General features: G+C 70.8%; 26 protein-coding genes. 11 read left to right on the top strand and 15 right to left on the bottom strand.

The annotated features are described in order from the left end of the window. Position 1: 1 nt before the first annotated feature. Positions 2 to 1,246: an MFS transporter gene (locus tag D3105_RS03330; RefSeq protein WP_118899809.1), complete on the bottom strand. Its 1,245-nt coding sequence runs from the start codon at positions 1,244 to 1,246 to the stop codon at positions 2 to 4. A gap of 152 nt (positions 1,247 to 1,398) precedes the next feature. Here D3105_RS03330 and D3105_RS03325 point away from each other — a divergent pair, with 152 nt between their 5' ends. Further along, positions 1,399 to 2,277 carry a winged helix-turn-helix transcriptional regulator gene (locus D3105_RS03325; RefSeq protein ID WP_118899807.1) on the top strand — a complete coding sequence of 293 codons (879 nt, stop codon included), beginning with the start codon at positions 1,399 to 1,401 and terminating at the stop codon, positions 2,275 to 2,277. A 78-nt stretch (positions 2,278 to 2,355) separates the two neighbouring features. Here the strand turns inward: D3105_RS03325 and D3105_RS03320 are convergent, their stop codons facing one another. Next, on the bottom strand, positions 2,356 to 2,928 hold the full coding sequence (locus D3105_RS03320; RefSeq protein ID WP_118899805.1) for a TetR/AcrR family transcriptional regulator: 573 nt from the start codon (positions 2,926 to 2,928) through the stop codon (positions 2,356 to 2,358). Continuing rightward, the gene (locus D3105_RS03315; RefSeq protein WP_118899802.1) at positions 2,928 to 3,254 is read right to left on the bottom strand and encodes a DMT family transporter; all 327 of its coding nucleotides are present in this window, start codon (positions 3,252 to 3,254) and stop codon (positions 2,928 to 2,930) included. Before D3105_RS03315 ends, D3105_RS03320 begins: the two co-directional genes overlap by 1 nt. 287 nt (positions 3,255 to 3,541) lie before the next feature. Here D3105_RS03315 and D3105_RS03310 point away from each other — a divergent pair, with 287 nt between their 5' ends. After that, positions 3,542 to 4,531 carry a hypothetical protein gene (locus D3105_RS03310; protein ID WP_118899800.1) on the top strand — a complete coding sequence of 330 codons (990 nt, stop codon included), beginning with the start codon at positions 3,542 to 3,544 and terminating at the stop codon, positions 4,529 to 4,531. Positions 4,532 to 4,550: 19 nt separating this feature from the next. On the opposite strand, the gene D3105_RS03305 is transcribed toward D3105_RS03310, so the two are convergent. The 9 genes from D3105_RS03305 to D3105_RS03265 form a co-directional block, all read right to left on the bottom strand. Next, positions 4,551 to 4,916, bottom strand: a complete 366-nt coding sequence (locus tag D3105_RS03305; RefSeq protein ID WP_118899798.1) for a VOC family protein — start codon at positions 4,914 to 4,916, stop codon at positions 4,551 to 4,553. A 53-nt stretch (positions 4,917 to 4,969) separates the two neighbouring features. Then, entirely contained in the window at positions 4,970 to 5,308 is a 339-nt protein-coding gene (locus tag D3105_RS03300) for a metal-sulfur cluster assembly factor (RefSeq protein ID WP_003969897.1), read from the bottom strand. Next, on the bottom strand, positions 5,305 to 5,760 hold the full coding sequence (gene sufU, locus D3105_RS03295; protein ID WP_118899796.1) for a Fe-S cluster assembly sulfur transfer protein SufU: 456 nt from the start codon (positions 5,758 to 5,760) through the stop codon (positions 5,305 to 5,307). Before sufU ends, D3105_RS03300 begins: the two co-directional genes overlap by 4 nt. 10 nt (positions 5,761 to 5,770) lie before the next feature. Beyond that, positions 5,771 to 7,039: a cysteine desulfurase gene (locus D3105_RS03290; RefSeq protein ID WP_097875672.1), complete on the bottom strand. Its 1,269-nt coding sequence runs from the start codon at positions 7,037 to 7,039 to the stop codon at positions 5,771 to 5,773. Continuing rightward, complete coding sequence (gene sufC, locus D3105_RS03285; RefSeq protein ID WP_010061309.1) at positions 7,036 to 7,800, bottom strand: Fe-S cluster assembly ATPase SufC; 765 nt, start codon at positions 7,798 to 7,800, stop codon at positions 7,036 to 7,038. Before sufC ends, D3105_RS03290 begins: the two co-directional genes overlap by 4 nt. Positions 7,801 to 7,807: 7 nt before the next feature. Next, positions 7,808 to 8,125: a bifunctional 3-phenylpropionate/cinnamic acid dioxygenase ferredoxin subunit gene (locus D3105_RS03280; RefSeq protein WP_010061308.1), complete on the bottom strand. Its 318-nt coding sequence runs from the start codon at positions 8,123 to 8,125 to the stop codon at positions 7,808 to 7,810. Then, positions 8,125 to 9,306, bottom strand: coding sequence for a Fe-S cluster assembly protein SufD (gene sufD, locus D3105_RS03275; RefSeq protein WP_029182346.1), 1,182 nt, complete (start codon positions 9,304 to 9,306; stop codon positions 8,125 to 8,127). Before sufD ends, D3105_RS03280 begins: the two co-directional genes overlap by 1 nt. Positions 9,307 to 9,403: 97 nt before the next feature. After that, entirely contained in the window at positions 9,404 to 10,825 is a 1,422-nt protein-coding gene (gene sufB, locus D3105_RS03270) for a Fe-S cluster assembly protein SufB (protein WP_018488135.1), read from the bottom strand. Next, a complete protein-coding gene (locus D3105_RS03265) occupies positions 10,822 to 11,565 on the bottom strand; it encodes a helix-turn-helix transcriptional regulator (protein WP_118899794.1) in 744 nt (247 codons plus the stop codon). The genes sufB and D3105_RS03265 overlap by 4 nt, the downstream gene beginning before the upstream one ends. A gap of 136 nt (positions 11,566 to 11,701) precedes the next feature. Between D3105_RS03265 and D3105_RS03260 the strand changes: the two genes are divergently transcribed. The 3 genes from D3105_RS03260 (at position 11,702) to D3105_RS03250 (ending at position 14,457) form a co-directional block, all read left to right on the top strand. Further along, a complete protein-coding gene (locus tag D3105_RS03260) occupies positions 11,702 to 12,628 on the top strand; it encodes an ABC transporter ATP-binding protein (protein WP_118899792.1) in 927 nt (308 codons plus the stop codon). Further along, positions 12,625 to 13,392, top strand: coding sequence for an ABC transporter permease (locus tag D3105_RS03255; protein ID WP_097985826.1), 768 nt, complete (start codon positions 12,625 to 12,627; stop codon positions 13,390 to 13,392). The genes D3105_RS03260 and D3105_RS03255 overlap by 4 nt, the downstream gene beginning before the upstream one ends. A 78-nt stretch (positions 13,393 to 13,470) precedes the next feature. Then, positions 13,471 to 14,457, top strand: a complete 987-nt coding sequence (locus D3105_RS03250) for a COX15/CtaA family protein (protein ID WP_118899790.1) — start codon at positions 13,471 to 13,473, stop codon at positions 14,455 to 14,457. Between the two features lie 73 nt (positions 14,458 to 14,530). On the opposite strand, the gene D3105_RS03245 is transcribed toward D3105_RS03250, so the two are convergent. The 3 genes from D3105_RS03245 to D3105_RS03235 all read right to left on the bottom strand — a co-directional run bounded on the left by D3105_RS03245 (position 14,531) and on the right by D3105_RS03235 (position 17,169). Next, on the bottom strand, positions 14,531 to 15,664 hold the full coding sequence (locus D3105_RS03245; protein ID WP_118899788.1) for an amidohydrolase family protein: 1,134 nt from the start codon (positions 15,662 to 15,664) through the stop codon (positions 14,531 to 14,533). 80 nt (positions 15,665 to 15,744) lie between these two features. Then, a complete protein-coding gene (locus D3105_RS03240; protein WP_030713322.1) occupies positions 15,745 to 16,122 on the bottom strand; it encodes a hypothetical protein in 378 nt (125 codons plus the stop codon). Positions 16,123 to 16,215: 93 nt separating this feature from the next. Then, the gene (locus D3105_RS03235) at positions 16,216 to 17,169 is read right to left on the bottom strand and encodes a heme o synthase (protein WP_079134191.1); all 954 of its coding nucleotides are present in this window, start codon (positions 17,167 to 17,169) and stop codon (positions 16,216 to 16,218) included. A gap of 286 nt (positions 17,170 to 17,455) precedes the next feature. On the opposite strand from D3105_RS03235, the gene tkt reads away from it, so the two are divergent. The 6 genes from tkt to D3105_RS03205 all read left to right on the top strand — a co-directional run bounded on the left by tkt (position 17,456) and on the right by D3105_RS03205 (position 24,487). Continuing rightward, positions 17,456 to 19,543, top strand: coding sequence for a transketolase (gene tkt, locus D3105_RS03230; protein ID WP_065480658.1), 2,088 nt, complete (start codon positions 17,456 to 17,458; stop codon positions 19,541 to 19,543). Positions 19,544 to 19,577: 34 nt separating this feature from the next. Further along, positions 19,578 to 20,696 carry a transaldolase gene (gene tal / locus D3105_RS03225; protein ID WP_118899786.1) on the top strand — a complete coding sequence of 373 codons (1,119 nt, stop codon included), beginning with the start codon at positions 19,578 to 19,580 and terminating at the stop codon, positions 20,694 to 20,696. A gap of 5 nt (positions 20,697 to 20,701) precedes the next feature. Then, positions 20,702 to 22,234, top strand: a complete 1,533-nt coding sequence (gene zwf, locus D3105_RS03220) for a glucose-6-phosphate dehydrogenase (protein WP_118899784.1) — start codon at positions 20,702 to 20,704, stop codon at positions 22,232 to 22,234. After that, positions 22,231 to 23,271 (top strand): glucose-6-phosphate dehydrogenase assembly protein OpcA, encoded by a 1,041-nt coding sequence (opcA, locus tag D3105_RS03215; RefSeq protein WP_118899781.1) that lies wholly within the window; start codon positions 22,231 to 22,233, stop codon positions 23,269 to 23,271. The genes zwf and opcA overlap by 4 nt, the downstream gene beginning before the upstream one ends. Then, complete coding sequence (pgl, locus tag D3105_RS03210) at positions 23,268 to 24,050, top strand: 6-phosphogluconolactonase (RefSeq protein ID WP_032784436.1); 783 nt, start codon at positions 23,268 to 23,270, stop codon at positions 24,048 to 24,050. The genes opcA and pgl overlap by 4 nt, the downstream gene beginning before the upstream one ends. Before the next feature lie 74 nt (positions 24,051 to 24,124). Beyond that, positions 24,125 to 24,487, top strand: a complete 363-nt coding sequence (locus D3105_RS03205; RefSeq protein WP_069740404.1) for a VOC family protein — start codon at positions 24,125 to 24,127, stop codon at positions 24,485 to 24,487. Positions 24,488 to 24,524: the final 37 nt, after the last annotated feature.

Here is a 24,524-nt window from a genome sequence, read left to right as displayed (position 1 = left end):
CCTAACCGGCCGGGGCCCGCTCGGGCGAACCGGTCTCAGCGTGCGGCCCCTTTCCCTCCACCCGTGCCCGCTCCCCTGGCCCGGGCAGCCGCCGCGCCGCCAGCACCGCTGCCCCGGCGGCCGCCGCGAGCAGGGCGGACAGCGGCCAGAGGAGAGCGGGGGCCGCCGCGTACAGAGCGGCACCGAGTGGCGGGGCGAGCACCTGCCCACTGATCGACGCACCGGCGTACAGGCTCTGGAAACGGCCCTGGGCGTGGCCCGGCGCCTGGTCCGCGACGTAGGCGGTGGCCGGGGTCTTGTAGAGGATCTCGCCGAGGGTCAGGGAGAGCATCATGGTGACGGTGAAGAGGACGCCCGCGCCGGGGATCAGGACGGCGTAGCCGACTCCGACGAGCAGGAGTCCGGCACCGACGAGGCCGAGCGGGGTGCGGCGGCGCAGGGCGTGGGCCGCGGGCAGTTCGAGGCAGAGGATGACGCCGCCGTTGATGGCGAGCAGCCAGCCGTAGAGCTGGGTGGTGTGCCCGTGGTCGGCGAGGAAGACCGGCAGGGTCGAGTACTGCTGCCGGTAGACGACGTCGACGACCACGATCGCGGCGAGCAGCACCAGGACGGCGGGCCGGGCCCGCAGTTCGCGCCAGAGGCCCGGCGCGTCCGGGTCGTGGGAGCGCACGGCCTGGGCGCTGCCGCGGGCGGGCAGGATCCGGCCGGCGTAGAGCGCGAAGAGCAGGGTGCCGAGGCCGTCGGCGACGAAGAGCCAGTCGTACGAGAAGCGGGTGGCGACCAGCGCGCCGAGCGGCGGGCCGATGGCGAAGCCGCCGTTGGCGGCGAACCGGAAGAGGGCGAAGCTCTGGCGGCGGCTTCCGCCCTCGGGTACGGAGACCGCGACGAGGGCGGCGTTGGCGGCGCGGACGACGCCCGCCGCGTACTGGGCGACCGGGAGCACCGCGTACAGGGCGGCGACCGGCAGGAGGGGCAGGACGACGAGGGCCGCGCCGCTCGCGCAGGCGCCGGTCAGCAGGGCGCGGCGGTGGCCGAAGCGGTCGCCGAACCAGCCACCGGTGAAGTTCCCCGCGACCAGGCCGATGCCACCGACGCCGCTGATCACTCCCGCCTGGGTGACGCTCAGACCGCGCGGCCCGACGAGGTACACGAAGAGATAGACGAAGGTGAAGCTGACGACGGCGTTGAGGAACGCCCCGAGCGCCAGCAGCCGTACCGTCCTCGGCACCCCGCGCACCATGCCCATCCCCCGCCCCCTCCGTACGACTCCTGACGGCTCCCGCACACCACAGTGAGTTCCTTATGGGAACGGACTATGGCAGCATGATTCCATCGGGGTCAACCGAAAAGGACCCCGAGCGGGGCGGGGCGGACGGCGGCCACCACCGGAGGAACGACATGCCTCAGCGCACCAGCCTTGCCGACGCCGACTGCTCGATCGCCCAGGCGCTCGACGTCGTGGGCGACTGGTGGACGCTGCTGATCGTGCGGGACACCGCGCGCGGAGTACACCGGTTCGACGCGCTCCAGCAGGAGTTGGGCGTCTCGCGCAAGGTGTTGACCGAGCGGCTGCGCCTGCTGGTCGACGCCGGCGTGCTGACGCGGGAGCCGTACCAGGACCGCCCGGCCCGGTACGAGTACCGCCTCACCCCGCGCGGCCGGGCCCTGCTGCCCGTGCTGATCGCGCTCCAGGACTGGGGCGACACGTGGGTACTGGGGGAAGGGGAGACGATGGCGACGACGACGGAGGCCTCGCGGGAGGCGGCCCGGGTGCGGGCACTCAAAGGGACGCGGCTGCCGGAGCTGCTGCTGCCGGGGAACGACGGCCGGCTCCGCGACCCGGTCGCCGACACCCCGTACACCGTCCTGTACTGCTTCCCGAGCGCCTACGCCACCCGCGACGCCTATCCGCCGGGCTGGGCGGGGATCCCGGGGGCGAGCGGCTGCACCCTCGAATCGTGCGCGTACCGCGACCAGTTGGCCGAGTTCACGGCGGCGGGCACGACGGTGCACGGCGTGTCCGTGCAGCGCCCGGACGAGCAGCGCGCGTTCGCGGAGAAGGAGGGGCTGCGCTTCCCGCTGCTCTCGGACGCGGACCTGGCCCTGACGGCGGCGCTGCGGTTGCCGACGTTCCGAGCGGCGGGCGTGAGCAGGCTCAAGCGGCTGACGCTGGTGGTGGACCGGGAGCGAACGATCCGCGAGGTGCTGTACCCGATCACGGACATCGAGGCGAGCGTGCGGGAGGCGCTGGAAGCGGTGCGCCGCGGGGAGGGCTGACCGAGGGCCTCACTCCAGGTCAGGCGTCGCCGCCCGCAGAGTGGATCCGGGCCGGTCCGGGGAGGGCGGGACCGCGGCTCAGGCCGCGCCGCCCGCGACGATCCGCTCCAGCATCACGCGGGTGTACGACGCGTCGAACGTGCCCCCGGCCAGCAGGACCTGGAGGCAGAGGCCGTCCATCAGCGCGACGAGGGCCCGCGCGGTCTCCGGATCGGTGCGCCGGGACAGCAGCCCGACGGCCTCCTCGGTCCACTCGGCGGCCACGGGACGCAGCGCGGGGCGGCGCAGGGCCGCGAGATACAGCTCGTACTCCAGCTCGATCGCTCCGCGTTCGCCCGCGAACCACCGGTCGAGCAGCCGGGTCAGCTCCTCCGCGAGGTCCGCCTCCGGCGCCCCCCGTTCGTCGAATCCCTCCTCGGTGAAGAGGCCGCTGGAGCGCAGCGCCTGGACGAAGTTCTCGTTGCAGCGGCGCAGGGCGGCGACGAGGAGTTCGTCGAGCGAGGCGAAGTGGTAGGTGGTCGAGCCGAGCGGCACATCGGCCTCGGCGGCCACGGTGCGATGACTGAGCCCGGCTATCCCGTCGGCGGCGATCACGGTCAGCGCCGCGTCGACGATACGCGTCCGCCGCTCGGGGTCGTACCGCCGGGCCATCAGTGGGCCCCTCCCAGGTTGAGGACGACGACTCCGGCGACGATCAGGACGATGCCCGTGATCTTGACCAGGCTGCTGGACTCCCCGAGGAACAGAATCCCGATGAGGGCGACGGCCGCGGTGCCGACGCCGGCCCAGATGGCGTACGCGGTGCCCACGGAGAGGGTCTTGAGGGTCTGGGCGAGCAGGGTGAAGGCGATCAGGTAGCCCACCACGGTGCCGATCGAGGGCCAGAGCCGGGTGAAGCCCTCGCTGTACTTCATGGCCGTCGTCCCGGCCACCTCCGCCGCGATGGCGCCGGCGAGCAGTCCGTATGCGTATCCCATGTGTACGACTGTACCCAACGTTGCGTACGGCCGTACATATCATCGGCCCGCGCCGGGGGCGCTACGGTGTGCCGACCGAACACACGGCCCGGCACCCGGGCCGACGACATGACGGAGAAGCAGTGGCGCAGGATGCAGGGTGGGGCGGCGGCCCGTACGGGGGCGCACCTCACGGTGGGGGGCCCTTCCACGGGGGCGCGCAGGGACCGGGCGGCGGCTGGCGGGGCGGATGGGCCGCACCGCCCAAGCCGGGGGTGATACCCCTGGCGCCGCTGAGGGTCTCGGACATGCTCAGCGGCGCCTTCACGACGCTCGGCCGGTACTGGAAGCCGCTGATCGGCATGGCGCTGACGCTGTTCGGCGCGGCGACGCTCGTGATGATCGTCGCGCTGGTGGTGGCCGCCTCCGCCGTCGCGAGCCAGTGGGACGAACTGACGTCCGACTCCCCGGGGTCACCGACCTCGGCACAACTGGTCCCGCTGGGCGTGGCGTTCGGTGTGCTGATGGTCATCGGCATGATCGTCTACCTGCTGGCGTCGGCCATGATGCAGGCGGCGGCCCCCGTCGTCCTCCAGGAAGCCGTCCTGGGTCGCCCGATCCGCTTCGGGGAGGTCTGGAAGCGGGCGTGGTCGCGGGTCTGGTCGATCATCGGCGCGGTGTTCCTGACCGGGCTGATCATGCTCGTCCCGATGGTGCCCCTCATGGCCGCCTTCGCCGGGCTGGCGGTCTACACGGCCTCGCTCGGCGACGAGGACGGTGCGATGCCGTTCGCGTTGATCGGCGCCCTCGTCGGGCTGCTCATCGCTCCGGTGGCGATGTGGCTGTGGGTGCGGTTCTCCCTGGCCCCGACCATTGTGGTCTTCGAGAACCAGCGCCCGGTGGCGGCCCTGCGACGCTCGGCCCAGCTCGTACGCGGCACGTGGTGGCGGGTCTTCGGCATCACGCTGCTCGGCTTCGGTCTCGCGGCCACGATCGGCTTCATGATCCAGATGCCGTTCCAGATGAGCGGCATGCTGCCCGGCCTGTTCGACCCCGCGGAGAGTGGTGCCGACCCGAGCGACGGGGCGATCATCGCCATGCTCGCCAGTGTGATGCTGCTGTCGCTCCTCAGCCAGATGATCTCCCAGCTCATCACGATGGTCCTCCCGCCGCTGGTGACCGGCCTGCTCTACGTCGACCTCCGCATGCGTACGGAGAACCTGGGCCCGGTCCTGGCCGAGGCGGCGGGATCGACGCTGCCCGAGCAGTACGGCCCGCCGCCGCCCGCCCACGTCTGACGCGGTGCCCGGGGCGGGCTCAGTCCAGCAGGGTCCGCTTGGGGCGCAGCACACAGAACTCGTTGCCCTCGGGGTCGGCCATCACCACGAAGGTGGCGTCCGGCCCCTGCCCGACGTCCGCCCGCCGGGCGCCGAGATCAAGGATCCGCGTCACCTCGGCGTCCTGGTCGTCCGGGGTCAGATCGATGTGCAGCCGGTTCTTGGCGGTCTTCCCCTCCGGCACGGGGACGAAGCACATGCCCGGCAGCGCGGCCGGGTGCGCGCCGATGATGATCTCCTCCTCGTGGTCGAAGACCACCTGCCAGTCCAGCACCGCACTCCAGAAGCGGGCCATGCGCGGCAGGTCGTGGGAGTCGACGGTGATCTGGTACAGGGAAACGGCCATGCCCGCCAGTGTGACTGGCGGGCATGGCCGTTCTTCGCTCTTGCGCGAGCGTGTCAGACGTTGAACCCCAGCGCGCGGAGCTGCTCGCGTCCGTCGTCGGTGATCTTGTCCGGGCCCCACGGCGGCATCCAGACCCAGTTGATCCGGAGCTCGTTGACGATGCCGTCCGTGGCGGACTTCGCCTGGTCCTCGATGACGTCGGTCAGCGGGCAGGCCGCAGACGTCAGGGTCATGTCGAGGGTGGCGATGTTGGCGTCGTCGACGTGGATGCCGTAGATCAGGCCCAGGTTGACGACGTCGATGCCCAGCTCGGGGTCGACGACGTCGTACAGCGCCTCGCGGACCTCCTCCTCGGAGGCCGGCTTCATGGTCGCGGTCTCGTTGTCGCTCATGCGGTCTTCCCTTCGGACAGCGCCTTGGCCGTCGCGTCCTTCCACGCCATCCAGCTCAGCAGCGCGCACTTGACCCGGGCGGGGTACTTGGAGACGCCGGCGAACGCGACGGCGTCCTCCAGCACCTCCTCCATCGCGTCGTCCGGCTCCAGCTGGCCCTTGGACTGCATCAGCTCCAGGAAGGCATCCTGGATCTTCTGCGCCTGGGACAGCTCCTTGCCGACGAGCAGCTCGTTCAGCACGGAGGCGGAGGCCTGGCTGATGGAGCAGCCCTGGCCCTCGTAGCTCACGTCGGCGATGGTCTCGCCGTCGTACTTCACGCGGAGCGTGATCTCGTCGCCGCACGTCGGGTTGACGTGGTGCACCTCGGCGTCGCCCTCCCGCAGGCCACGCCCGTGGGGGTGCTTGTAGTGGTCCAGGATCACTTCCTGGTACATGGAATCAAGCTTCACCGTTACGCCCTCAGCCGAAGAAGTTCCGTACGTGCTCCAGGCCGTCCACCAGGGCGTCGACCTCGGCGGGCGTGGAGTACAGATAGAACGACGCTCGCGTCGTCGCGGGAATTCCGTACCGCAGGCAGACCGGGCGGGCGCAGTGGTGCCCGACCCGGACGGCGACGCCCTGCTCGTCGAGGACCTGGCCCACGTCGTGCGGGTGGATGTCGCCGAGCGTGAAGGAGATCGCCGCACCGCGGTCCTCGGCCGTCGTCGGACCGATGATCCGCAGGTCGGGGACTTCCAGGAGGCGCTTCAGCGCGTACTCCGTGATCGCCTTCTCGTGCTGGTGGATCCGCTCCATGCCGATCGAGGTGAGGTAGTCCACGGCCGCGCCGAGGCCGACGGCCTGGGCGATCGGGGGCGTACCGGCCTCGAACTTGTGCGGAGCGGGGGCGTACGTCGACGAGTGCATCGACACGGTCTCGATCATCTCGCCGCCGCCGAGGAACGGAGGCAGGTCCTCCAGGAGCTCCTGCCGTCCCCACAGCACGCCGATGCCGGTCGGGCCGACCATCTTGTGGCCGGTGAAGGCCACGAAGTCCGCCTGGAGCGCCTGCACGTCGAGCACCATGTGCGGGGCCGCCTGCGAGGCGTCGATGCAGACCAGCGCGCCGACCTGCTGGGCGCGGCGGATGATCTGCTCGACCGGGTTGACCGTGCCCAGGATGTTGGAGACCAGCGTGAAGGAGACGATCTTCGTCTTCTCGGTGATGATCTCGTCGATGTTGGACAGGTCGAGCCGGCCGTCGTCGGTGATGCCGAACCACTTCAGCTTCGCGCCGGTGCGCTGCGCGAGCAGCTGCCACGGCACGATGTTGGAGTGGTGCTCCATCTCCGTGGTGACGATCTCCGTGTCGCGGTCCACCCGATAGGGCTCGTCCGCCCAGCCGAGCATGTTCGCCACGAGGTTCAGCGACTCCGAGGCGTTCTTCGTGAAGATCACCTCGTCACGGCTGGGTGCGTTGATGAAGGCGGCGACCTTGTCGCGGGCGCCCTCGTACAGCGCGGTGGCCTCCTCGGCGATCGTGTAGACGCCGCGGTGCACGTTCGCGTTGTGGCGCTCGTAGTACGCGTTCAGCGCGTCGAGGACCTGGCGCGGCTTCTGCGAGGTCGCCGCGGAGTCCAGGTACACGACCTTCTTGCCGTCGTGGACCGTGCGGTCCAGGAGCGGGAAGTCCTTGCGGATCGCCTCGGTGTCGAGGAGGCCGGAGAGCCCCTGTCGGGCGTCAGTCACGCGGAAGCGCCACCCTTCGTGTAGGCCTCGTAGCCCTCGTTCTCCAGCTGGTCGGCCAGCTCGGCACCGCCGGAGGCCGCGATCCGGCCATTGGCGAAGACGTGCACGAAGTCGGGCTGGATGTACTTGAGGATGCGGGTGTAGTGGGTGATCAGCAGGGTGCCGACCTCACCGGTCGCGCGGACCCGGTTGACGCCCTCGGAGACGGTCTTGAGCGCGTCGACGTCCAGGCCGGAGTCGGTCTCGTCCAGGACGGCGATCTTCGGCTTGAGGAGCTCCAGCTGAAGGATCTCGTGGCGCTTCTTCTCACCGCCGGAGAAGCCCTCGTTGACGTTGCGCTCGGCGAAGGCCGGGTCCATCTGGAGCTCGGCCATCGTCTCCTTGACCTCCTTGACCCACGTCCGGAGCTTGGGGGCCTCGCCGCGGATGGCGGTGGCGGAGGTGCGCAGGAAGTTGGAGACCGAGACGCCGGGGATCTCGACCGGGTACTGCATGGCGAGGAACAGGCCGGCGCGGGCCCGCTCGTCGACGGACATCTCCAGGACGTCCTCGCCGTCCAGGGTGACCGTGCCCCCGGTGATCGTGTACTTGGGGTGACCCGCGAGCGAGTACGCGAGGGTGGACTTGCCGGACCCGTTGGGGCCCATGATGGCGTGGGTCTCGCCCTGCTTCACGGTCAGGTCGACGCCCTTGAGGATCTCCTTCGTGGCGTTGTCGGCCTCGACGGTGACGTGCAGGTCGCGGATTTCAAGCGTTGCCATGGGTGACTCAGGACTCCTGGGTGACGGAGACGAGCACATCGTCCCCTTCGATCTTTACGGGGTATACGGGGACGGGGCGCGTCGCGGGAAGGCCGGACGGCTTGCCGGTGCGGAGGTCGAACGCGGATCCGTGCAGCCAGCACTCGATCGCGCAGTCCTCCACCTCGCCCTCCGAGAGGGAGACGTTCGCGTGCGAGCAGATGTCGTTGATCGCGAACACCTCGCCCTCGGTGCGGACGACGGAGACGGGTGTGCCGTCGAGCTCCACCCGCTTGGGGGTGTCGTCCTCCAGCTCACTCAGCGCACAGGCTTTGACGAAGGACATCAGACGGACGCCTTCAGCTCGGCCTCGATCTTCTCGATGAGCCGCTCCTCGACGTCCGGCAGGCCGATCTGCTGGACCAGCTCGGCGAAGAAGCCGCGCACGACCAGGCGGCGGGCCTCCTCGGCCGGGATGCCGCGGGACTGGAGGTAGAAGAGCTGCTCGTCGTCGAAGCGGCCGGTCGCCGAGGCGTGGCCGGCGCCGACGATCTCGCCGGTCTCGATCTCCAGGTTGGGCACGGAGTCGACCCGGGCGCCGTCGGTGAGGACGAGGTTCCGGTTCATCTCGTAGGTGTCGGTGCCCTCGGCCGCGGCCTGGATGAGGACGTCGCCGATCCAGACGGCGTGTGCGCCGTCGCCCTGGAGGGCGCCCTTGTACACCGCGTTGGACTTGCAGTGCGGGGTGTTGTGGTCGACCAGGAGGCGGTGCTCCTGGTGCTGGCCCTTGTCGGTGAAGTACAGACCGAAGAGCTCCGCCTCGCCGCCGGTGGCCGCGTAGGCCACCCGGGGGTGCAGGCGCACGACGTCGCCGCCGAAGGTGACGACGATCGACTTGAAGGAGGCGTCCCGGCCGACCAGCGCGTTGTGCTGGCCGACGTGGACGGCCGTGTCGTCCCAGTCCTGGACGGAGACGACGGTCAGCTTGGCGCCGTCACCGAGGACGTAGTCGACGTTGGCGGCGAGCACCGCGTCACCGGTGTGGTCGATGACGACGACGGCCTCGGCGAAGGCGCCCAGCTCGATGAGCTGGTGGCCGAAGGCGGTACCGCCCTCGCCGTGCACGGCGATCCGGATCGGCTCGGTGAGCACGGCCTCCTTGGCGACCGTGACGACCGAGGCCTGCTCGAAGGAGCTGTACGCCTGGGCGGCGACCCGGTCCACGGGGGTGCCGGCCTTGCCGAGCCGGGAGTCGTCCCGGCCGACGGTCTCGACGGTGACACCCTCGGGGGCCTCGATGGCGACCTTCACGCCACTGCCGGTGGCGACGGCGGTGCCGTCGTGCAGTCCGCGCAGGCGCTCCAGCGGCGTGAAGCGCCACTCCTCCTCACGGCCGTGCGGGACGGGGAAGTCCGCGACGTCGAAGGACGGGGGTGCGCTCATGCGGGTGGCGACGGTCGACTCGGCGGCGACCGCGATGGAGCCGGCGGTGGTGGAGCCCACCGGAGTGTTCTGAGCCTCAGCCATGGCTGTCGTAGTGCTCGCTTTCTCAGTCAAGAAGGGGGTGGTTCGGTGGGACGGGGACGGCCGCGAACGGCCGTCCCGGTGGTCCTCGGGTGCGGACCTAGCCGACCGAACCCTCCATCTGCAGCTCGATCAGCCGGTTGAGCTCCAGGGCGTACTCCATGGGCAGCTCCTTGGCGATCGGCTCGACGAAGCCGCGCACGATCATCGCCATGGCCTCGAACTCGGTGAGTCCGCGGCTCATGAGATAGAAGAGCTGGTCCTCGGAGACCTTGGAGACGGTCGCCTCGTGGCCCATCGACACGTCGTCCTCGCGGACGTCGACGTAGGGGTAGGTGTCCGAGCGGGAGATCGTGTCGACGAGCAGAGCGTCGCAGAGGACGTTGGACTTCGCGCCCGGCGCGCCCTCGCCGATCTCGATCAGTCCGCGGTAGGACGTACGGCCACCGCCTCGCGCCACCGACTTGGAGACGATGTTCGAGGAGGTGTTCGGGGCCATGTGGACCATCTTGGCGCCGGCGTCCTGGTGCTGGCCCTCGCCCGCGAAGGCGATGGACAGGGTCTCGCCCTTGGCGTGCTCGCCCATCAGGTAGACGGCCGGGTACTTCATGGTGACCTTGGAGCCGATGTTGCCGTCGACCCACTCCATGGTCGCGCCCTCGTAGGCCACGGCCCGCTTGGTGACCAGGTTGTAGACGTTGTTCGACCAGTTCTGGATGGTCGTGTAGCGGCAGCGGCCGCCCTTCTTCACGATGATCTCGACCACGGCGCTGTGCAGCGAGTCCGAGGAGTAGATCGGGGCGGTGCAGCCCTCGACGTAGTGGACGTAGGCGTCCTCGTCGACGATGATCAGCGTCCGCTCGAACTGGCCCATGTTCTCCGTGTTGATACGGAAGTAGGCCTGGAGCGGGATGTCCACGTGGACGCCCTTGGGCACGTAGATGAACGAGCCGCCGGACCACACGGCCGTGTTCAGCGAGGCGAACTTGTTGTCGCCGACCGGGATGACGGTGCCGAAGTACTCCTTGAAGAGCTCCGGGTGCTCCTTCAGCGCGGTGTCGGTGTCCAGGAAGATGACGCCCTGCTCCTCCAGGTCCTCGCGGATCTGGTGGTAGACGACCTCGGACTCGTACTGCGCGGCGACACCGGCGACGAGGCGCTGCTTCTCCGCCTCGGGGATGCCGAGCTTGTCGTACGTGTTCTTGATGTCCTCGGGCAGGTCCTCCCAGGAGGCGGCCTGCTTCTCCGTGGAGCGCACGAAGTACTTGATGTTGTCGAAGTCGATGCCCGACAGGTCCGAGCCCCAGCTGGGCATGGGCTTCTTGCCGAAGAGCTTGAGGCCCTTGAGCCGCAGCTTCAGCATCCACTCGGGCTCGTTCTTCTTCTCCGAGATGTCGCGGACGACAGCCTCGGAGAGACCGCGCTTCGCCGCCGCGCCTGCCGCGTCGGAGTCGGCCCAGCCGAATTCGTACGTACCCAGACCCTCGAGCTCAGGGTGGGCAGTCTCCGTGGGGAGCGTCATGCGGGGTTCCTCCCGGCCGTGCTTGCAGATGCTGAATGGGTGGTCTGTGGGGGTGCTGCGTGGCCACTTCGCGGCACGTAGGTCGTGCACACGCCGTCGCCGTGGGCGAGGGTGGCCAGCCGCTGCACATGGGTCCCGAGGAGGCTGGAGAAGAATTCCGTCTCCGCCTCGCACAGCTGTGGGAACTGCTCGGCGACATGCGCCACCGGGCAGTGGTGCTGACACAGCTGTTCGCCCTGCTGCGGGCCCGGCGCGCTTCGCGCCGTAGCAGCGTACCCGTCGGCGGACAGGGCCTTGGCCAGGGCCTCGGTGCGCCCTTCGGGCTCCGCGGCCTCGACCGCCGCGCGGTACGCCTCGCCCATCGCGGCCATCCGGGCGCGGGCGAAGGCGATGACCGCCTCGTCCCCGCCGGACTCGGCGATGAAGCGCAGGGCGTCGGCGGCCAGCTTGTCGTAGGACTGGTCGAAGGCGTCCCGGCCGCAGTCGGTCAGGGCGAACACCTTGGCGGGCCTGCCGCGGGTCCGCGCCCCGTACACCCGCTGTTCACGGGCTTCGACGACATCGTCGGAGACGAGGGCGTCCAGGTGGCGGCGGACGGCGGCCTGGGTGAGGCCGAGACGCCCCGCGAGATCCGCGACGGTGGAGGGACCGTGGTCCAGGATGGAGCGCGCGACCCGGTTGCGCGTCGAGCGCTCACCGGTCGCGAGTTCCTCCTGAGGAGCCCGTCCGTCGTATTTCACAACACCATTGTTGCGTAATTCATTCGGTCCTGACAACCACGGTCCGAAACGATCTACGGTGCGGTTCGTCACTTAGGGTTACCTAATCTGGCCCCGCGGGAAGGCCCCCGCCGACCGCTGCCTAGACTGGTGCGCCATGGAGAACGAGCCCGTCGTACAGGTCACCGGCCTGGTGAAGCGGTACGGCGCGAAGACCGCGGTGAACGGCCTCGATCTGGCCGTCGCGGCCGGCGCGGTGACCGCCGTCCTCGGCCCGAACGGCGCCGGGAAGACCACCACCATCGAGACCTGCGAGGGCTACCGCCGCCCCGACGCGGGCACCGTACGGGTCCTCGGCCTCGACCCGGTCGCCGACGCGGACCGGCTGCGTCCGCGGGTCGGGGTGATGCTCCAGTCCGGCGGCGTGTACTCCGGCGCCCGCGCCGACGAGATGCTCCGGCACATGGCCAGGCTGCACGCCCACCCCCTCGACGTGGACGCCCTGATCGAGCGCCTCGGCCTCGGCGACTGCGGCCGCACCACCTACCGGCGGCTCTCCGGCGGTCAGCAGCAGCGGCTCTCCCTGGCCCTGGCTGTCGTGGGCCGGCCCGAGCTGGTCTTCCTGGACGAGCCGACCGCCGGCCTCGACCCGCAGGCCCGCCGGTCCACCTGGGACCTGGTCCGCGAGCTGCGCGCCGACGGCGTGTCCGTGGTGCTGACCACCCATTTCATGGACGAGGCCGAAGCGCTCGCCGACGACGTCGCGATCATCGACGCGGGCCGGGTCATCGCCCAGGGCAGCCCGGAGGAGCTCTGCCGGGGCGGCGCGGAGAACACCCTCCGCTTCACCGGCCGCCCGGGACTCGACCTCGGCTCCCTCCTCAAGGCGCTGCCCGACGGCTGCGGAGCCGCCGAGCCGCTGCCGGGGACGTACCGGATCACCGGGAGCGTCGACCCGCAGCTGCTGGCCACCGTGACCTCCTGGTGCGCCCAGCACGGCGTGATGCCCGACGGCATCTCGGTCGAGCGTCACACCCTGGAGGACGTCTTCCTCGAACTGACCGGCAAGGAGCTGCGCGCATGAGCGCCGGTACGTACACCCCGCGCCCCGGCGCCGCCCCGCTCCCCCGGATGATCGCCGCGCAGACCGCGCTGGAGACCCGGATGCTGCTGCGCAACGGCGAGCAGCTGCTGCTGACGGTGATCATCCCGACGCTGCTGCTGGTCCTGTTCAGCGCGGTGGACATCGTCGACACCGGCGCGGGCGCGTCGGTCGACTTCCTCGCCCCGGGCATCCTGGCGCTCGCCGTGATGTCCACCGCCTTCACCGGCCAGGCCATCGCCACCGGCTTCGAACGCCGTTACGGGGTCCTCAAGCGGCTCGGGGCCTCCCCGCTGCCCCGCTGGGCGCTGATGACCGCGAAGACACTGTCGGTGCTGGTCACCGAGGTGCTCCAGATCGTACTGCTGACAGCGATCGCCTTCGCGCTCGGCTGGTCACCCGAGGGCAACCCGCTCTCGGTGCTGCTGCTCCTCGTCCTCGGGACCGCCGCGTTCTCCGGGCTCGGGCTGCTGATGGCCGGGACGCTGAAGGCGGAGGCGACGCTCGCCGCCGCCAATCTGGTCTTCCTGCTGCTGCTGGTCGGCGGCGGGGTCATCGTGCCGCTGGACAAGTTCCCGGACGCGGTGCAGTCGGTGCTGGGTCTGCTGCCCGTCTCGGCGCTCTCGGAGGGGCTGCGGGACGTCCTGCAGCACGGCGCGTCGATGCCGTGGGCCCAGGCCGGGATCCTCGCGGTGTGGGCGGTGCTGGGGCTCGGCGCGGCGGCGAAGTTCTTCCGCTGGGAGTAACACGCGGCGGCAGGGATCTTCCCGGGCAAGCCGCTACGAACCACCCCTCGTGAAAACACGCACAAGCCCCGTCCTACGATGGTCCGCGTGGAAACCCCCATCTCCCTCATCGCCAAGCGCTGGACGCCGTCCACCAAGGTGGTGAAGCGCGCCGCGCTCTCCGCCATCCTGATGAGCGTCTTCATCATCATCACCGGCGGGGCCGTCCGGCTCACCGGTTCGGGGCTCGGCTGCGACACCTGGCCCAAGTGCACCGACGACAGCCTGTTCGCGACGCCCGAGCAGGGGCTGCACGGCGCGATCGAGTTCGGCAACCGGATGCTGGCCTATGTGCTGTCGGCCGCGGTCGGCTGGGCGATCATCGCCGTCAGTTCGATGAAGCCGCGCCGCCGCAAGCTGACCCGGCTGGCCTGGTCGCAGTTCTGGATCGTGCTGGGCAACGCCGTGCTCGGCGGGATCACGGTCTGGGCGGGACTCAACCCGTGGACGGTGGCCGGGCACTTCCTGCTGGCCAACGTGCTCCTGGCGATCGCCGTGATCACCTGGGTGCGGATCGACGAGGGCGACGGCCCGCCGCGGCCCCGGACCCCCCTGCCGGTGCGCCGGCTGTCCTGGGCGATCCTGGCGACCACGGTCGTCCTGATCGTGCTGGGCACCTCGGTGACCGGTTCCGGCAAGCACGCCGGCGACAGCAGCGACGTACCGCGCATGCCGTGGGACTGGTCGGCCGCCGCCCATGTCCACGCCATCGCCGCCTGGGTGGTCTGCGCCCTGGCCATCGCGATGTGGCTGGCCCTGCGGGTGGTCGACGCCCCCGCCGACACCCGTGCCCGCGCCCGTGACCTGCTGCTCGTCCTGCTCGCCCAGGGAGCGATCGGGTACGTGCAGTACTTCAGCGACGTCCCCGAGATCCTGGTCGGCATCCACATGTTCGGCTCGGCCATCCTGTTGATCGCCGTGGTCCGGCTCGTCCTGAGCATGCGCGAGCGCGGCGACGACACGAGCGCCCCGCTGCCCGGCCCGTCCGCCGAGCGGCCGGAGACGGCACCGGCGACGGCCGTCTGAAACAGACACACGTACGGCGGGTGAGGGGCGGCGGGTCGGGGGGCCTGCCGCCCCTCAGCCGTGCGCCCGGCCCTCACCGTTCGCGCAGCCCGTACACCCGGCGTGCGTTGCCCGAGCCGATCATCGTGGCGACCCTGGCCGCGTCCTGCCGGGTCCACGCGCCGTCCTCGACCCAGGCGCCCAGCACCCGCCCCAGCGCCTCGCTGAACTGCCGGGCGCCCACCAGGTGCAGTTCCGGCAGGGCCTGCGCCCCGGTGGAGAACAGCAGCTTGCCGAACGGTGCCGGCTCCATGATCTCCGCGAGCACGGCCGCCGCCCGCGCCCCCGTCCTCGCCGGGACGGCCCCGAGGTCCGCGTAGACGTGCGGGTGACGGCCGGCCAGCGCGGCGGTCTGCCGGTGGTACGGGTAGCCGTGCAGGAGGACGAGGTCGCAGCCGTGCCCCTCGGTGGCGGCGGCGAAGTCGGCGAGGCCGCCCGGGTCCGCGGCGCCGAGGCGCAGTTGCAGCGGCAGCCCGCAGGCCACCGCGGACCAGCGCAGGTGGTCCAGCAGCTCCGGTTCGACGGGCGCCCCGCCGCCCTCCCGGTCCGCCGCGCCCCGGCGGGCGGCCGTGCGCGCCTCCTCCCGCAGGGCCAGCCAGCGCCCGGCCGCGGCCCGCACCCGGACCGGGCCCGGGGGCTCGGGCGCGGCGTACGGGGCGGCGCCGACGGAGGTGAAGGCGACGGCCGAGGAGGCGGCGGTGTGCACGGCCTCGCCGAGGTTGACGAGGAAGGTGTCGACGGTGCCCGAGGTGTCGGCGACGTGCTCGGCGAGGACCTCCAGCCGGACGATCTCCCGGGCGTCGGACCCGGCCGCCGAGGCCATCTCGGCCGGTCCCGTGAGGTCGCCGGGGAGGCCGGTGTCGACGAGGTGGGCGGAGACCCCGGCGGCGCGCAGCAGGCGGCGGGAGGTCTCGACGACGCCCAGTTCGCGCCGCCTGGCCAGATAGTGGGCGGGCGGGCAGTGCGCTTCGAGGCCGAGCAGGGGCGGGCACCAGCGGCGTACGGCGAAGCCGGTCCGGGTGTCGAAGAAGGTGGTGCCGGGGGCGGCCGGGGCGCGGGCGGCGCCGAGCCGGGCCTCGAAGGTGCCGAGGCCCAGCTCGGTGCGGAGCACGCCGTGGCAGTTCTGGTCGACCAGATCGGCCACGGGCACGGGCACGGTGTCGGTCATCCGGGGCTCCCTGGGACGGCGTGGGTACGCACGGCCTAACGGGTGAGCCCCCGGACGGGACACCGTCAGAGGGGGAAGCCTCAGCGGTCGTTGGAGGGGCCGCCGACCTGGATCCCGGCCATCCGGGACCACTCGTACGGGCCGGTGCGGACCTTGAGCGCGAACTCGCCGTCGAACTCGTCGTGCATCGTGATGCCGGACTTCGCGGCCGCGCTCTCGGCCACCGCGTAGGTCGGGGCCACGAGGTCGCCCCAGGCGCCGTCCTGGCCGACCAGGACGATGCGGGCGCCCGCCTGGCCGATGTAGGCGAGCTGTCCCTCCGCGCCGCCGTGCTCCTTGGCGAAGGCGCCGATCTCGCGGGCGAGCTTCGCCGCCCTGCGCCCGTCGCGCGCCGCCTTCCTGGCGTCCGTCCGTGAGGTCTGCTCGGTGTCCGCTGCGTCTGCTGCCGTCTCTGCCATGAACAGGATGCTACCGACGGGTAGATGAACTGGCGACGGGCGGGTCGCGTGGCTTGTGCCACGCGACCCGCCCGTACACCGGAAGCGGGGGTGTCAGCGGAGGAAGGGGTCCACCGCGACGGCGAGGAAGAGGAGCGAGACGTAGGTGATGGACCAGTGGAAGAGCCGCATCTCCTTGAGCTTGGCCCCGGTCACCCCGGCCTTGGCGCGGTTCTGCAGGCCGTGGGCCTCCCAGAGCCAGGCTCCGCCGGCCAGCAGCGCCACCGCGGTGTAGAACCAGCCGGTGTAGCCCAGCGGGGTGAGCAGCAGCGAGACCGCGACCATCACCCAGCTGTAGAGGACGATCTGCTTGGCGACCACCCGGTTGGTGGCGACGACCGGGAGCATCGGGACGCCGACCCGGGCGTAGTCGTCCTTGACCTTCATCGACAGCGGCCAGTAGTGCGGCGGCGTCCAGAAGAAGATGACGGCGAAGAGGATGACGGCGGCCCAGGAGACCGTGTTCGTCACGGCCGACCAGCCGATGAGGACCGGCATGCAGCCCGCGATACCGCCCCAGACGATGTTCTGGGAGGTACGGCGCTTCAGCAGCATCGTGTAGACGACGACGTAGAAGAGCAGCGCGCCCAGCGCGAGGGCGGCCGAGAGCCAGTTGACCAGCAGTCCGAACCAGAGCGTGGAGAACACCGCGAGGCCGATGCCGAAGGCCAGGCATTCGCGGGGGCTGACCATGCCCGTGACCAGCGGGCGCTGGGACGTACGGTCCATCAGCGCGTCGATGTCCCGGTCGATGTACATGTTGAGCGCGTTGGCGCCGCCCGCGGAGAGGTATCCGCCGATGGTGGTCGTGAGGACGAGCCACAGATCGGGCACACCCTGGGCAGCGAGGAACATCACCGGAACGGTGGTGATGAGCAGCAGCTCGATGATCCGTGGCTTGGTAAGCGCCACGAATGCCTTGACGCGGGCCCCGAACGGGCGATGGCCCCCTGGGCTGGGAGTCAAGGCGACCCCTGCGGGTCGGGACTCGACGGCCGTCACGCACACCCCTGACAGAGAAATCCCAGCAAGCTCCGGGCATGGAGGCCCTTGTGAAGACTTGCGCGAACTCGACCACTCTAGACGTTGGGGATACACCGCCCTTCGCGGGGGTGGGGTCGTGTTGAGGGTGACTGTTCGCGGGATGCGCATTCCGCCGGGAGGCGAACTCCACGGGTCGCCCACACCCTGGAAAGTGCACGGAAAGTGCGCCCGGCAACGGGGGTAGGCTCGACAGCGCCCGGTGCGGTAACGGTCACCGGTTTACAACAGTGGAGAGGAGCCCTGACTCAGGGTGAGCATCAAGCCGACCACCACAGACCTCCAGTGGACCGATGTGGACCAGCGGGCCGTGGACACCGCCCGCGTCCTCGCTGCGGACGCCGTACAGAAAGTCGGGAACGGCCACCCGGGCACGGCGATGAGCCTGGCTCCTGCCGCGTACACCCTGTTCCAGAAGGTGATGCGGCACGACCCCGCGGACGCCGAGTGGACCGGTCGCGACCGGTTCGTCCTCTCCGCCGGCCACTCCAGCCTGACGCTCTACATCCAGCTCTACCTGGCCGGCTACGGGCTGGAGCTGGACGACCTGAAGGCCTTCCGCACCTGGGGCTCCAAGACCCCGGGCCACCCGGAGTACGGCCACACCACCGGCGTCGAGACGACGACCGGCCCGCTGGGCCAGGGTGTCGCCAACGCGGTGGGCATGGCGATGGCCGCGCGCTACGAGCGCGGCCTGTTCGACCCCGAGGCGGCCCCCGGCACCTCCCCGTTCGACCACATGGTGTGGGTCGTCGCCGGCGACGGCTGCCTCCAGGAGGGCATCTCGGCCGAGGCGTCCTCGCTGGCCGGGCACCAGAAGCTGGGCAACCTGGTCCTGCTCTGGGACGACAACCACATCTCCATCGAGGGCGACACGGAGACCGCGGTCTCCGAGGACACCATCAAGCGGTACGAGGCGTACGGCTGGCACGTCCAGCGGGTCGACCAGCTGCCCAACGGCGACCTGGACCCGGCGGGTCTGTACGCGGCGCTGCAGGCGGCCAAGGCCGAGACCGAGCGCCCCTCGTTCATCGCGGCCCGCTCGATCATCGCCTGGCCCGCCCCGAACGCGCAGAACACCGAGGCCGCGCACGGCTCGGCGCTCGGCGACGACGAGGTCGCGGCGACCAAGCGGGTCCTCGGCTTCGACCCGGAGCAGACCTTCGAGGTCTCCGACGAGGTCATCGGCCACACCCGCGAGGCCCTGGACCGCGGCCGCGAGGCCCGTGCCGAGTGGGACAAGTCGTTCGCCGCGTGGCGCACGGCCAACCCGGAGCGCGCCGCCTCCTTCGACCGGATCGCCGCGGGCGAGCTGCCCGAGGGCTGGGAGGAGAAGCTCCCCGTCTTCGAGCCCGGCAAGGGTCTGGCCACCCGGGCCGCCTCCGGCAAGGTGCTCCAGGCACTCGGCGAGATCGTGCCCGAGCTGTGGGGCGGCTCCGCCGACCTGGCGGGCTCGAACAACACGACGATCGACAAGACGTCGTCGTTCCTCCCGGCGGGCAACCCGCTGCCGGAGGCCGACCCGTACGGCCGGACGATCCACTTCGGCATCCGCGAGCACGCGATGGCCGCCGCGATGAACGGCATCGCGCTGCACGGCAACACCCGCATCTACGGCGGCACCTTCCTGGTGTTCTCCGACTACATGCGCAACGCGGTGCGGCTCTCCGCGCTGATGCACCTGCCGGTGACGTACGTGTGGACACACGACTCGATCGGTCTCGGCGAGGACGGCCCGACCCACCAGCCGGTCGAGCACCTGGCCTCGCTGCGCGCCATCCCGGGCCTGAACATCGTGCGCCCGGCCGACGCCAACGAGACCGCCATCGCCTGGCGCGAGATCCTGCGCCGCTACACCAAGGTGTTCGGCAAGGGCACCCCGCACGGTCTGGCGCTGACCCGCCAGGGCGTGCCGACGTACGAGGCGAACGAGGACGCGGCCAAGGGCGGTTACGTCCTCTTCGAGGCCGAGGGTGGCGAGCCGCAGGTGCTGCTCATCGCGACCGGTTCCGAGGTGCACGTGGCCGTCGAGGCGCGCGAGCAGCTCCAGGCGGCCGGTGTGCCGACCCGGGTGGTCTCGATGCCGTCGGTCGAGTGGTTCGAGGAGCAGGACCAGGCGTACAAGGACAGCGTGCTGCCGCCGTCGGTGAAGGCGCGCGTCGCCGTCGAGGCGGGCATCGGCCTGACCTGGTACCGGTACGTGGGCGACGCGGGCCGGATCGTCTCGCTGGAGCACTTCGGTGCCTCCGCCGACGCGAAGGTGCTGTTCCGCGAGTTCGGCTTCACGCCCGAGCACGTGGCCGCCGCCGCGCGGGAATCTCTCGAAGCCGCAGCACGCTGACGCCGGTAGATACGACTAGTAGGAGATGCAACTCATGACAGACGCACTCAAGCGCCTCTCCGACGAGGGCGTGGCGATCTGGCTCGACGACCTGTCGCGCAAGCGGATCACGTCCGGCAACCTGGCCGAGCTGATCGACCAGAGCCACGTCGTCGGCGTCACCACCAACCCGTCGATCTTCCAGAAGGCGATCTCCTCGGGCGACGGTTACGAGCAGCAGCTCACCGACCTCGCCGCCCGCAAGGTCACCGTCGAGGAAGCCCTGCGCATGATCACGACGGCGGACGTCCGCGACGCCGCCGACATCCTGCGCCCGGTCTTCGACGCCACGGACGGCCAGGACGGCCGGGTCTCCATCGAGGTGGACCCGCGCCTGGCCCACAACACCCTGGCCACCGTCGCCGAGGCCAAGCAGCTGGCCTGGCTGGTCGACCGGCCGAACACGCTCATCAAGATCCCGGCCACCAAGGCGGGCCTCCCGGCGATCACCGAGACGATCGGCCGGGGCATCAGCGTCAACGTGACGCTGATCTTCTCGCTGGAGCGCTACCGCGCGGTCATGGACGCCTACCTGGCGGGCCTGGAGAAGGCGAAGGCGGCGGGCCTGGACCTCTCCAAGATCCACTCGGTGGCGTCGTTCTTCGTGTCCCGCGTGGACACCGAGATCGACAAGCGTCTGGACGCGATCGGCTCCGACGAGGCGAAGGCCGCCAAGGGCAAGTCCGCCCTGGCCAACGCACGGCTGGCCTACGAGGCGTACGAGGAGGTCTTCTCCTCCGACCGCTGGGCGGCCCTGGACAAGGCGCAGGCCAACAAGCAGCGTCCGCTGTGGGCCTCGACCGGTGTCAAGGACCCGTCGCTGAAGGACACGCTGTACGTCGACGACCTGGTGGCGCCGAACACGGTGAACACCATGCCGGAGGCGACGCTGGAAGCCGTGGCCGACCACGGCGAGATCACCGGCAACACCGTCGCCGGCGGCTACGACCAGGCGCGCGCGGACCTGGACGCCATCAAGAAGCTCGGCATCTCCTACGACGACGTCGTACAGGTGCTGGAGGACGAGGGCGTCGAGAAGTTCGAGGCGTCCTGGAACGACCTGCTCAAGTCGACCGAGGCGGAGCTTTCGCGCCTCGCCCCCTCGGAGGGCTGACCACTTTGTCTGCTGTTCCCGGAGCCAACCCGCTCCGTGACGCACAGGACCGACGGCTCCCGCGTATCGCAGGGCCGTCGGGCCTGGTCATCTTTGGCGTCACGGGCGATTTGTCCCGTAAAAAGCTGATGCCTGCCGTCTACGACCTGGCCAATCGCGGCCTGCTGCCGCCGGGCTTCTCGCTCATCGGCTTCGCGCGCCGCGACTGGGAGGACGAGGACTTCGCGCAGGTCGTCCACGACGCCGTCAAGGAGCACGCCCGTACGCCGTTCCGCGAGGAGGTCTGGCAGCAGCTCATCCAGGGGATGCGCTTCGTCCAGGGCAACTTCGACGACGACGAGGCGTTCGAGACCCTCAAGGCGACCATCGAGGAGCTCGACAAGGCGCAGGGGACGGGCGGCAACTTCGCCTTCTACCTCTCCGTGCCGCCGAAGTTCTTCCCCAAGGTCGTCCAGCAACTGAAGAAGCACGGCCTGGCCGACCAGAAGGAGGGCTCCTGGCGGCGTGCCGTCATCGAGAAGCCGTTCGGTCACGACCTGGCCAGCGCGCAGGAGCTCAACCAGCTCGTGCACGACGTCTTCCCGCCCAACGAGGTCTTCCGGATCGACCACTACCTGGGGAAGGAGACGGTCCAGAACATCCTGGCGCTGCGGTTCGCCAACACGATGTGGGAGCCGATCTGGAACCGGTCCTACGTCGACCACGTGCAGATCACGATGGCCGAGGACATCGGCATCGGCGGCCGGGCCGGCTACTACGACGGCATCGGCGCCGCCCGTGACGTCATCCAGAACCACCTGCTCCAGCTGCTGGCGCTGACCGCGATGGAGGAGCCCGGCTCCTTCCACCCGAAGGCCCTGGTCGCCGAGAAGCTCAAGGTGCTCACCGCCGTGGAGCTGCCCGAGGACCTCGGGCAGCACACCGTGCGCGCCCAGTACGAGCACGCCTGGCAGGGCGGCCAGGAGGTCCTCGGCTACTGCGAGGAGGACGGCATCGACCCCAAGTCGACGACCGACACCTACGCGGCGATCAAGCTGACGATCAACAACCGCCGCTGGGCGGGCGTGCCGTTCTACCTCCGCACCGGAAAGCGGCTCGGCCGCCGGGTCACGGAGATCGCGGTCGTCTTCAAGCGCGCCCCCTACCTGCCCTTCGAGTCGAGCGCGACCGAGGAGCTGGGCGGCAACGCCCTGGTCATCCGGGTCCAGCCGGACGAGGGCGTCACCGTGCGCTTCGGCTCCAAGGTGCCCGGTACCTCGATGGAGGTCCGGGACGTCACGATGGACTTCGCGTACGGCGAGTCGTTCACGGAGTCCAGCCCGGAGGCGTACGAGCGGCTCCTCCTGGACGTCCTGCTCGGCGACGCCAACCTCTTCCCCCGCCACCAGGAGGTCGAACTCTCCTGGACCATCCTCGACCCGATCGAGGAGTACTGGGAGAAGCACGGCAAGCCCGCGAAGTACGCGGCCGGCACCTGGGGTCCGGCCGAGGCCGACGAGATGCTCGCACGTGACGGACGGAGCTGGAGGCGGCCATGAAGATCGATCTCACGGAAACCACGTCCAGCAAGATCAACCAGGCGCTGGTATCGGCCCGCCGGGCGATCGGCACCCCCGCCATCGGCATGGTGCTCACGCTGGTCATCGTCACCGACGAGGAGAACGCGTACGACGCGCTCAAGTCGGCCGGTGACGCCTCGCGCGAGCACCCCTCGCGGATCATCGCGGTGATCAAGCGGATCAGCCGCTCGCCGCGGGCCCGGCGCGACGCCCGGCTCGACGCCGAGGTCCGGGTCGGTTCCGACGCGGGCACCGGCGAGACCGTCGTCCTGCGCCTCCACGGCGAACTGGCCAACCACGCCCAGTCGGTGGTCCTGCCGCTGCTGCTGCCGGACGCCCCGGTCGTGGTGTGGTGGCCCGAGGACGCCCCCGCCGACCCGGCGAACGACCCGCTCGGGGCGCTGGCCCAGCGCCGGATCACCGACACCTACTCCGCCGAGCGTCCGCTCGACGAGCTGGCGGTGCGGGCCGCGACGTACAGCCCCGGCGACACCGATCTGGCCTGGACCCGGATCACGCCGTGGCGCTCCATGCTGGCCGCCGCGCTGGACCAGCAGCCGGCCGAGGTCATCGGCGCGACCGTCGAGGGCGAGAGCGACAACCCGAGCTGCGAGCTGCTGGCCATGTGGCTCGCGGACCGGCTCGGCGTCCCGGTGGAGCGCACGCTCTCCCAGGGCCCCGGTCTCACCGCGGTCCGGATGGAGACGAAGAACGGCGTCATCGTCCTGGACCGGGCCGACGGTTCGCTGGCCACGCTCTCCATGCAGAACCAGCCCGACCGCGCGGTGGCGCTCAAGCGCCGGGACACCGCCGAGCTGCTGGCGGAGGAGCTGCGCCGGCTCGACCCGGACAACACCTACGCCTCGGCGGTGAAGTTCGGCGTCGACAAGCTGCACTCGGGCGGCGAGGTCACGGCCAAGCCGGCCGAGAGCGCCGCGGAGAAGGCGGACAAGGCCGCCGGGGCCAAGGCCCCCGCCGCGAAGAAGGCCCCGGCCAAGAAGGCGGCGTCGAAGTGACGCCTCCCCAACTGGTCGTCCACCGCGACAAGGAGCTGATGGCCCAGGCCGCGGCGGCCCGGCTGATCACGAAGATCGTGGACGCCCAGGCGTCCCGGGGCCACGCCTCGGTGGTGCTGACCGGCGGGCGCAACGGCAACGGCCTGCTGGCCGCCCTCGCCGCCGCGCCCGCCCGGGACGCGGTCGACTGGTCGCGCCTGGACCTGTGGTGGGGCGACGAGCGGTTCCTGCCCGAGGGCGACCCGGAGCGCAATGTCACCCAGGCCCGGGAGGCGCTGCTCGACGCGGTGCCGCTGGACCCGGCCCGGGTGCACGCGATGCCCGCGTCCGACGGCCCTTACGGCGACGACGCGGACGCCGCGGCGGCCGGTTACGCCGACGAACTGGCCGCCGCCGCGGGTCCCGAGGACCACGGCCCGGTGCCCACGTTCGACGTGCTGATGCTGGGCGTCGGCCCGGACACGCATGTGGCCTCGCTCTTCCCGGAGCTGCCCGCGGTACGGGAGACCGAGCGCACCGTCGTCGGTGTGCACGGGGCGCCCAAGCCGCCGCCGGTCCGGGTCTCGCTGACGCTGCCGGCGATCCGTGCGGCGCGCGAGGTGTGGCTGCTCGCGGCGGGCGAGGACAAGGCGGAAGCGGCGGCCATCGCGCTCTCCGGGGCCGGGGAGATCCAGGCCCCGGCGGCGGGCGCGTACGGCCGCAGCCGCACGCTGTGGCTGCTGGACGCGGCGGCGGCCTCGCAGCTGCCGCGCGCTCTCTACCCTCCGGCCTCCGCCTGAGCGCCGGCGCATGACGAAGGCCCGGCCCGCTTTTCCCGAGCGGTCCGGGCCTTCGTCATGAAAAGCTCGGCCCCATGGTGCATATCGGAACCGTGGTGATGGGCGCGACCGACGTGAGCAGGGCCGCCGCCTTCTGGAAGGCCGCGCTCACGTACACCGAGCGTGAGCCGGGGACGGACGACTGGGTGGTGCTGGTCCCGGTGGAAGGGCCCGGTGTCGGCGTGGCGCTGGGGCGCTCCGCCTCCCCCGTCCAGGAGGTCCCCCGGGTCCACCTGGACCTCTACTCCGACGAGCAGGAGGCCGAGGTGGAGCGGCTGATGGGCCTGGGCGCCGAGCGGGTCGCGTGGGAGCTCTATCCGCCGGACCCGGACTTCGTGGTGCTCGCCGACCCGGAGGGCAACCGCTTCTGCGTCATCGACACGACGCACGGCGGCTGACCGCTCCCCCGCAGGGCTTCAGGGCTTCACGCCATCG

The organism is Streptomyces globisporus, assembly GCF_003501885.1.
Classification (GTDB): Bacteria; Actinomycetota; Actinomycetes; order Streptomycetales; family Streptomycetaceae; genus Streptomyces; species Streptomyces globisporus_D.
This window is presented reverse-complemented; position numbering and strand designations above follow the sequence as displayed.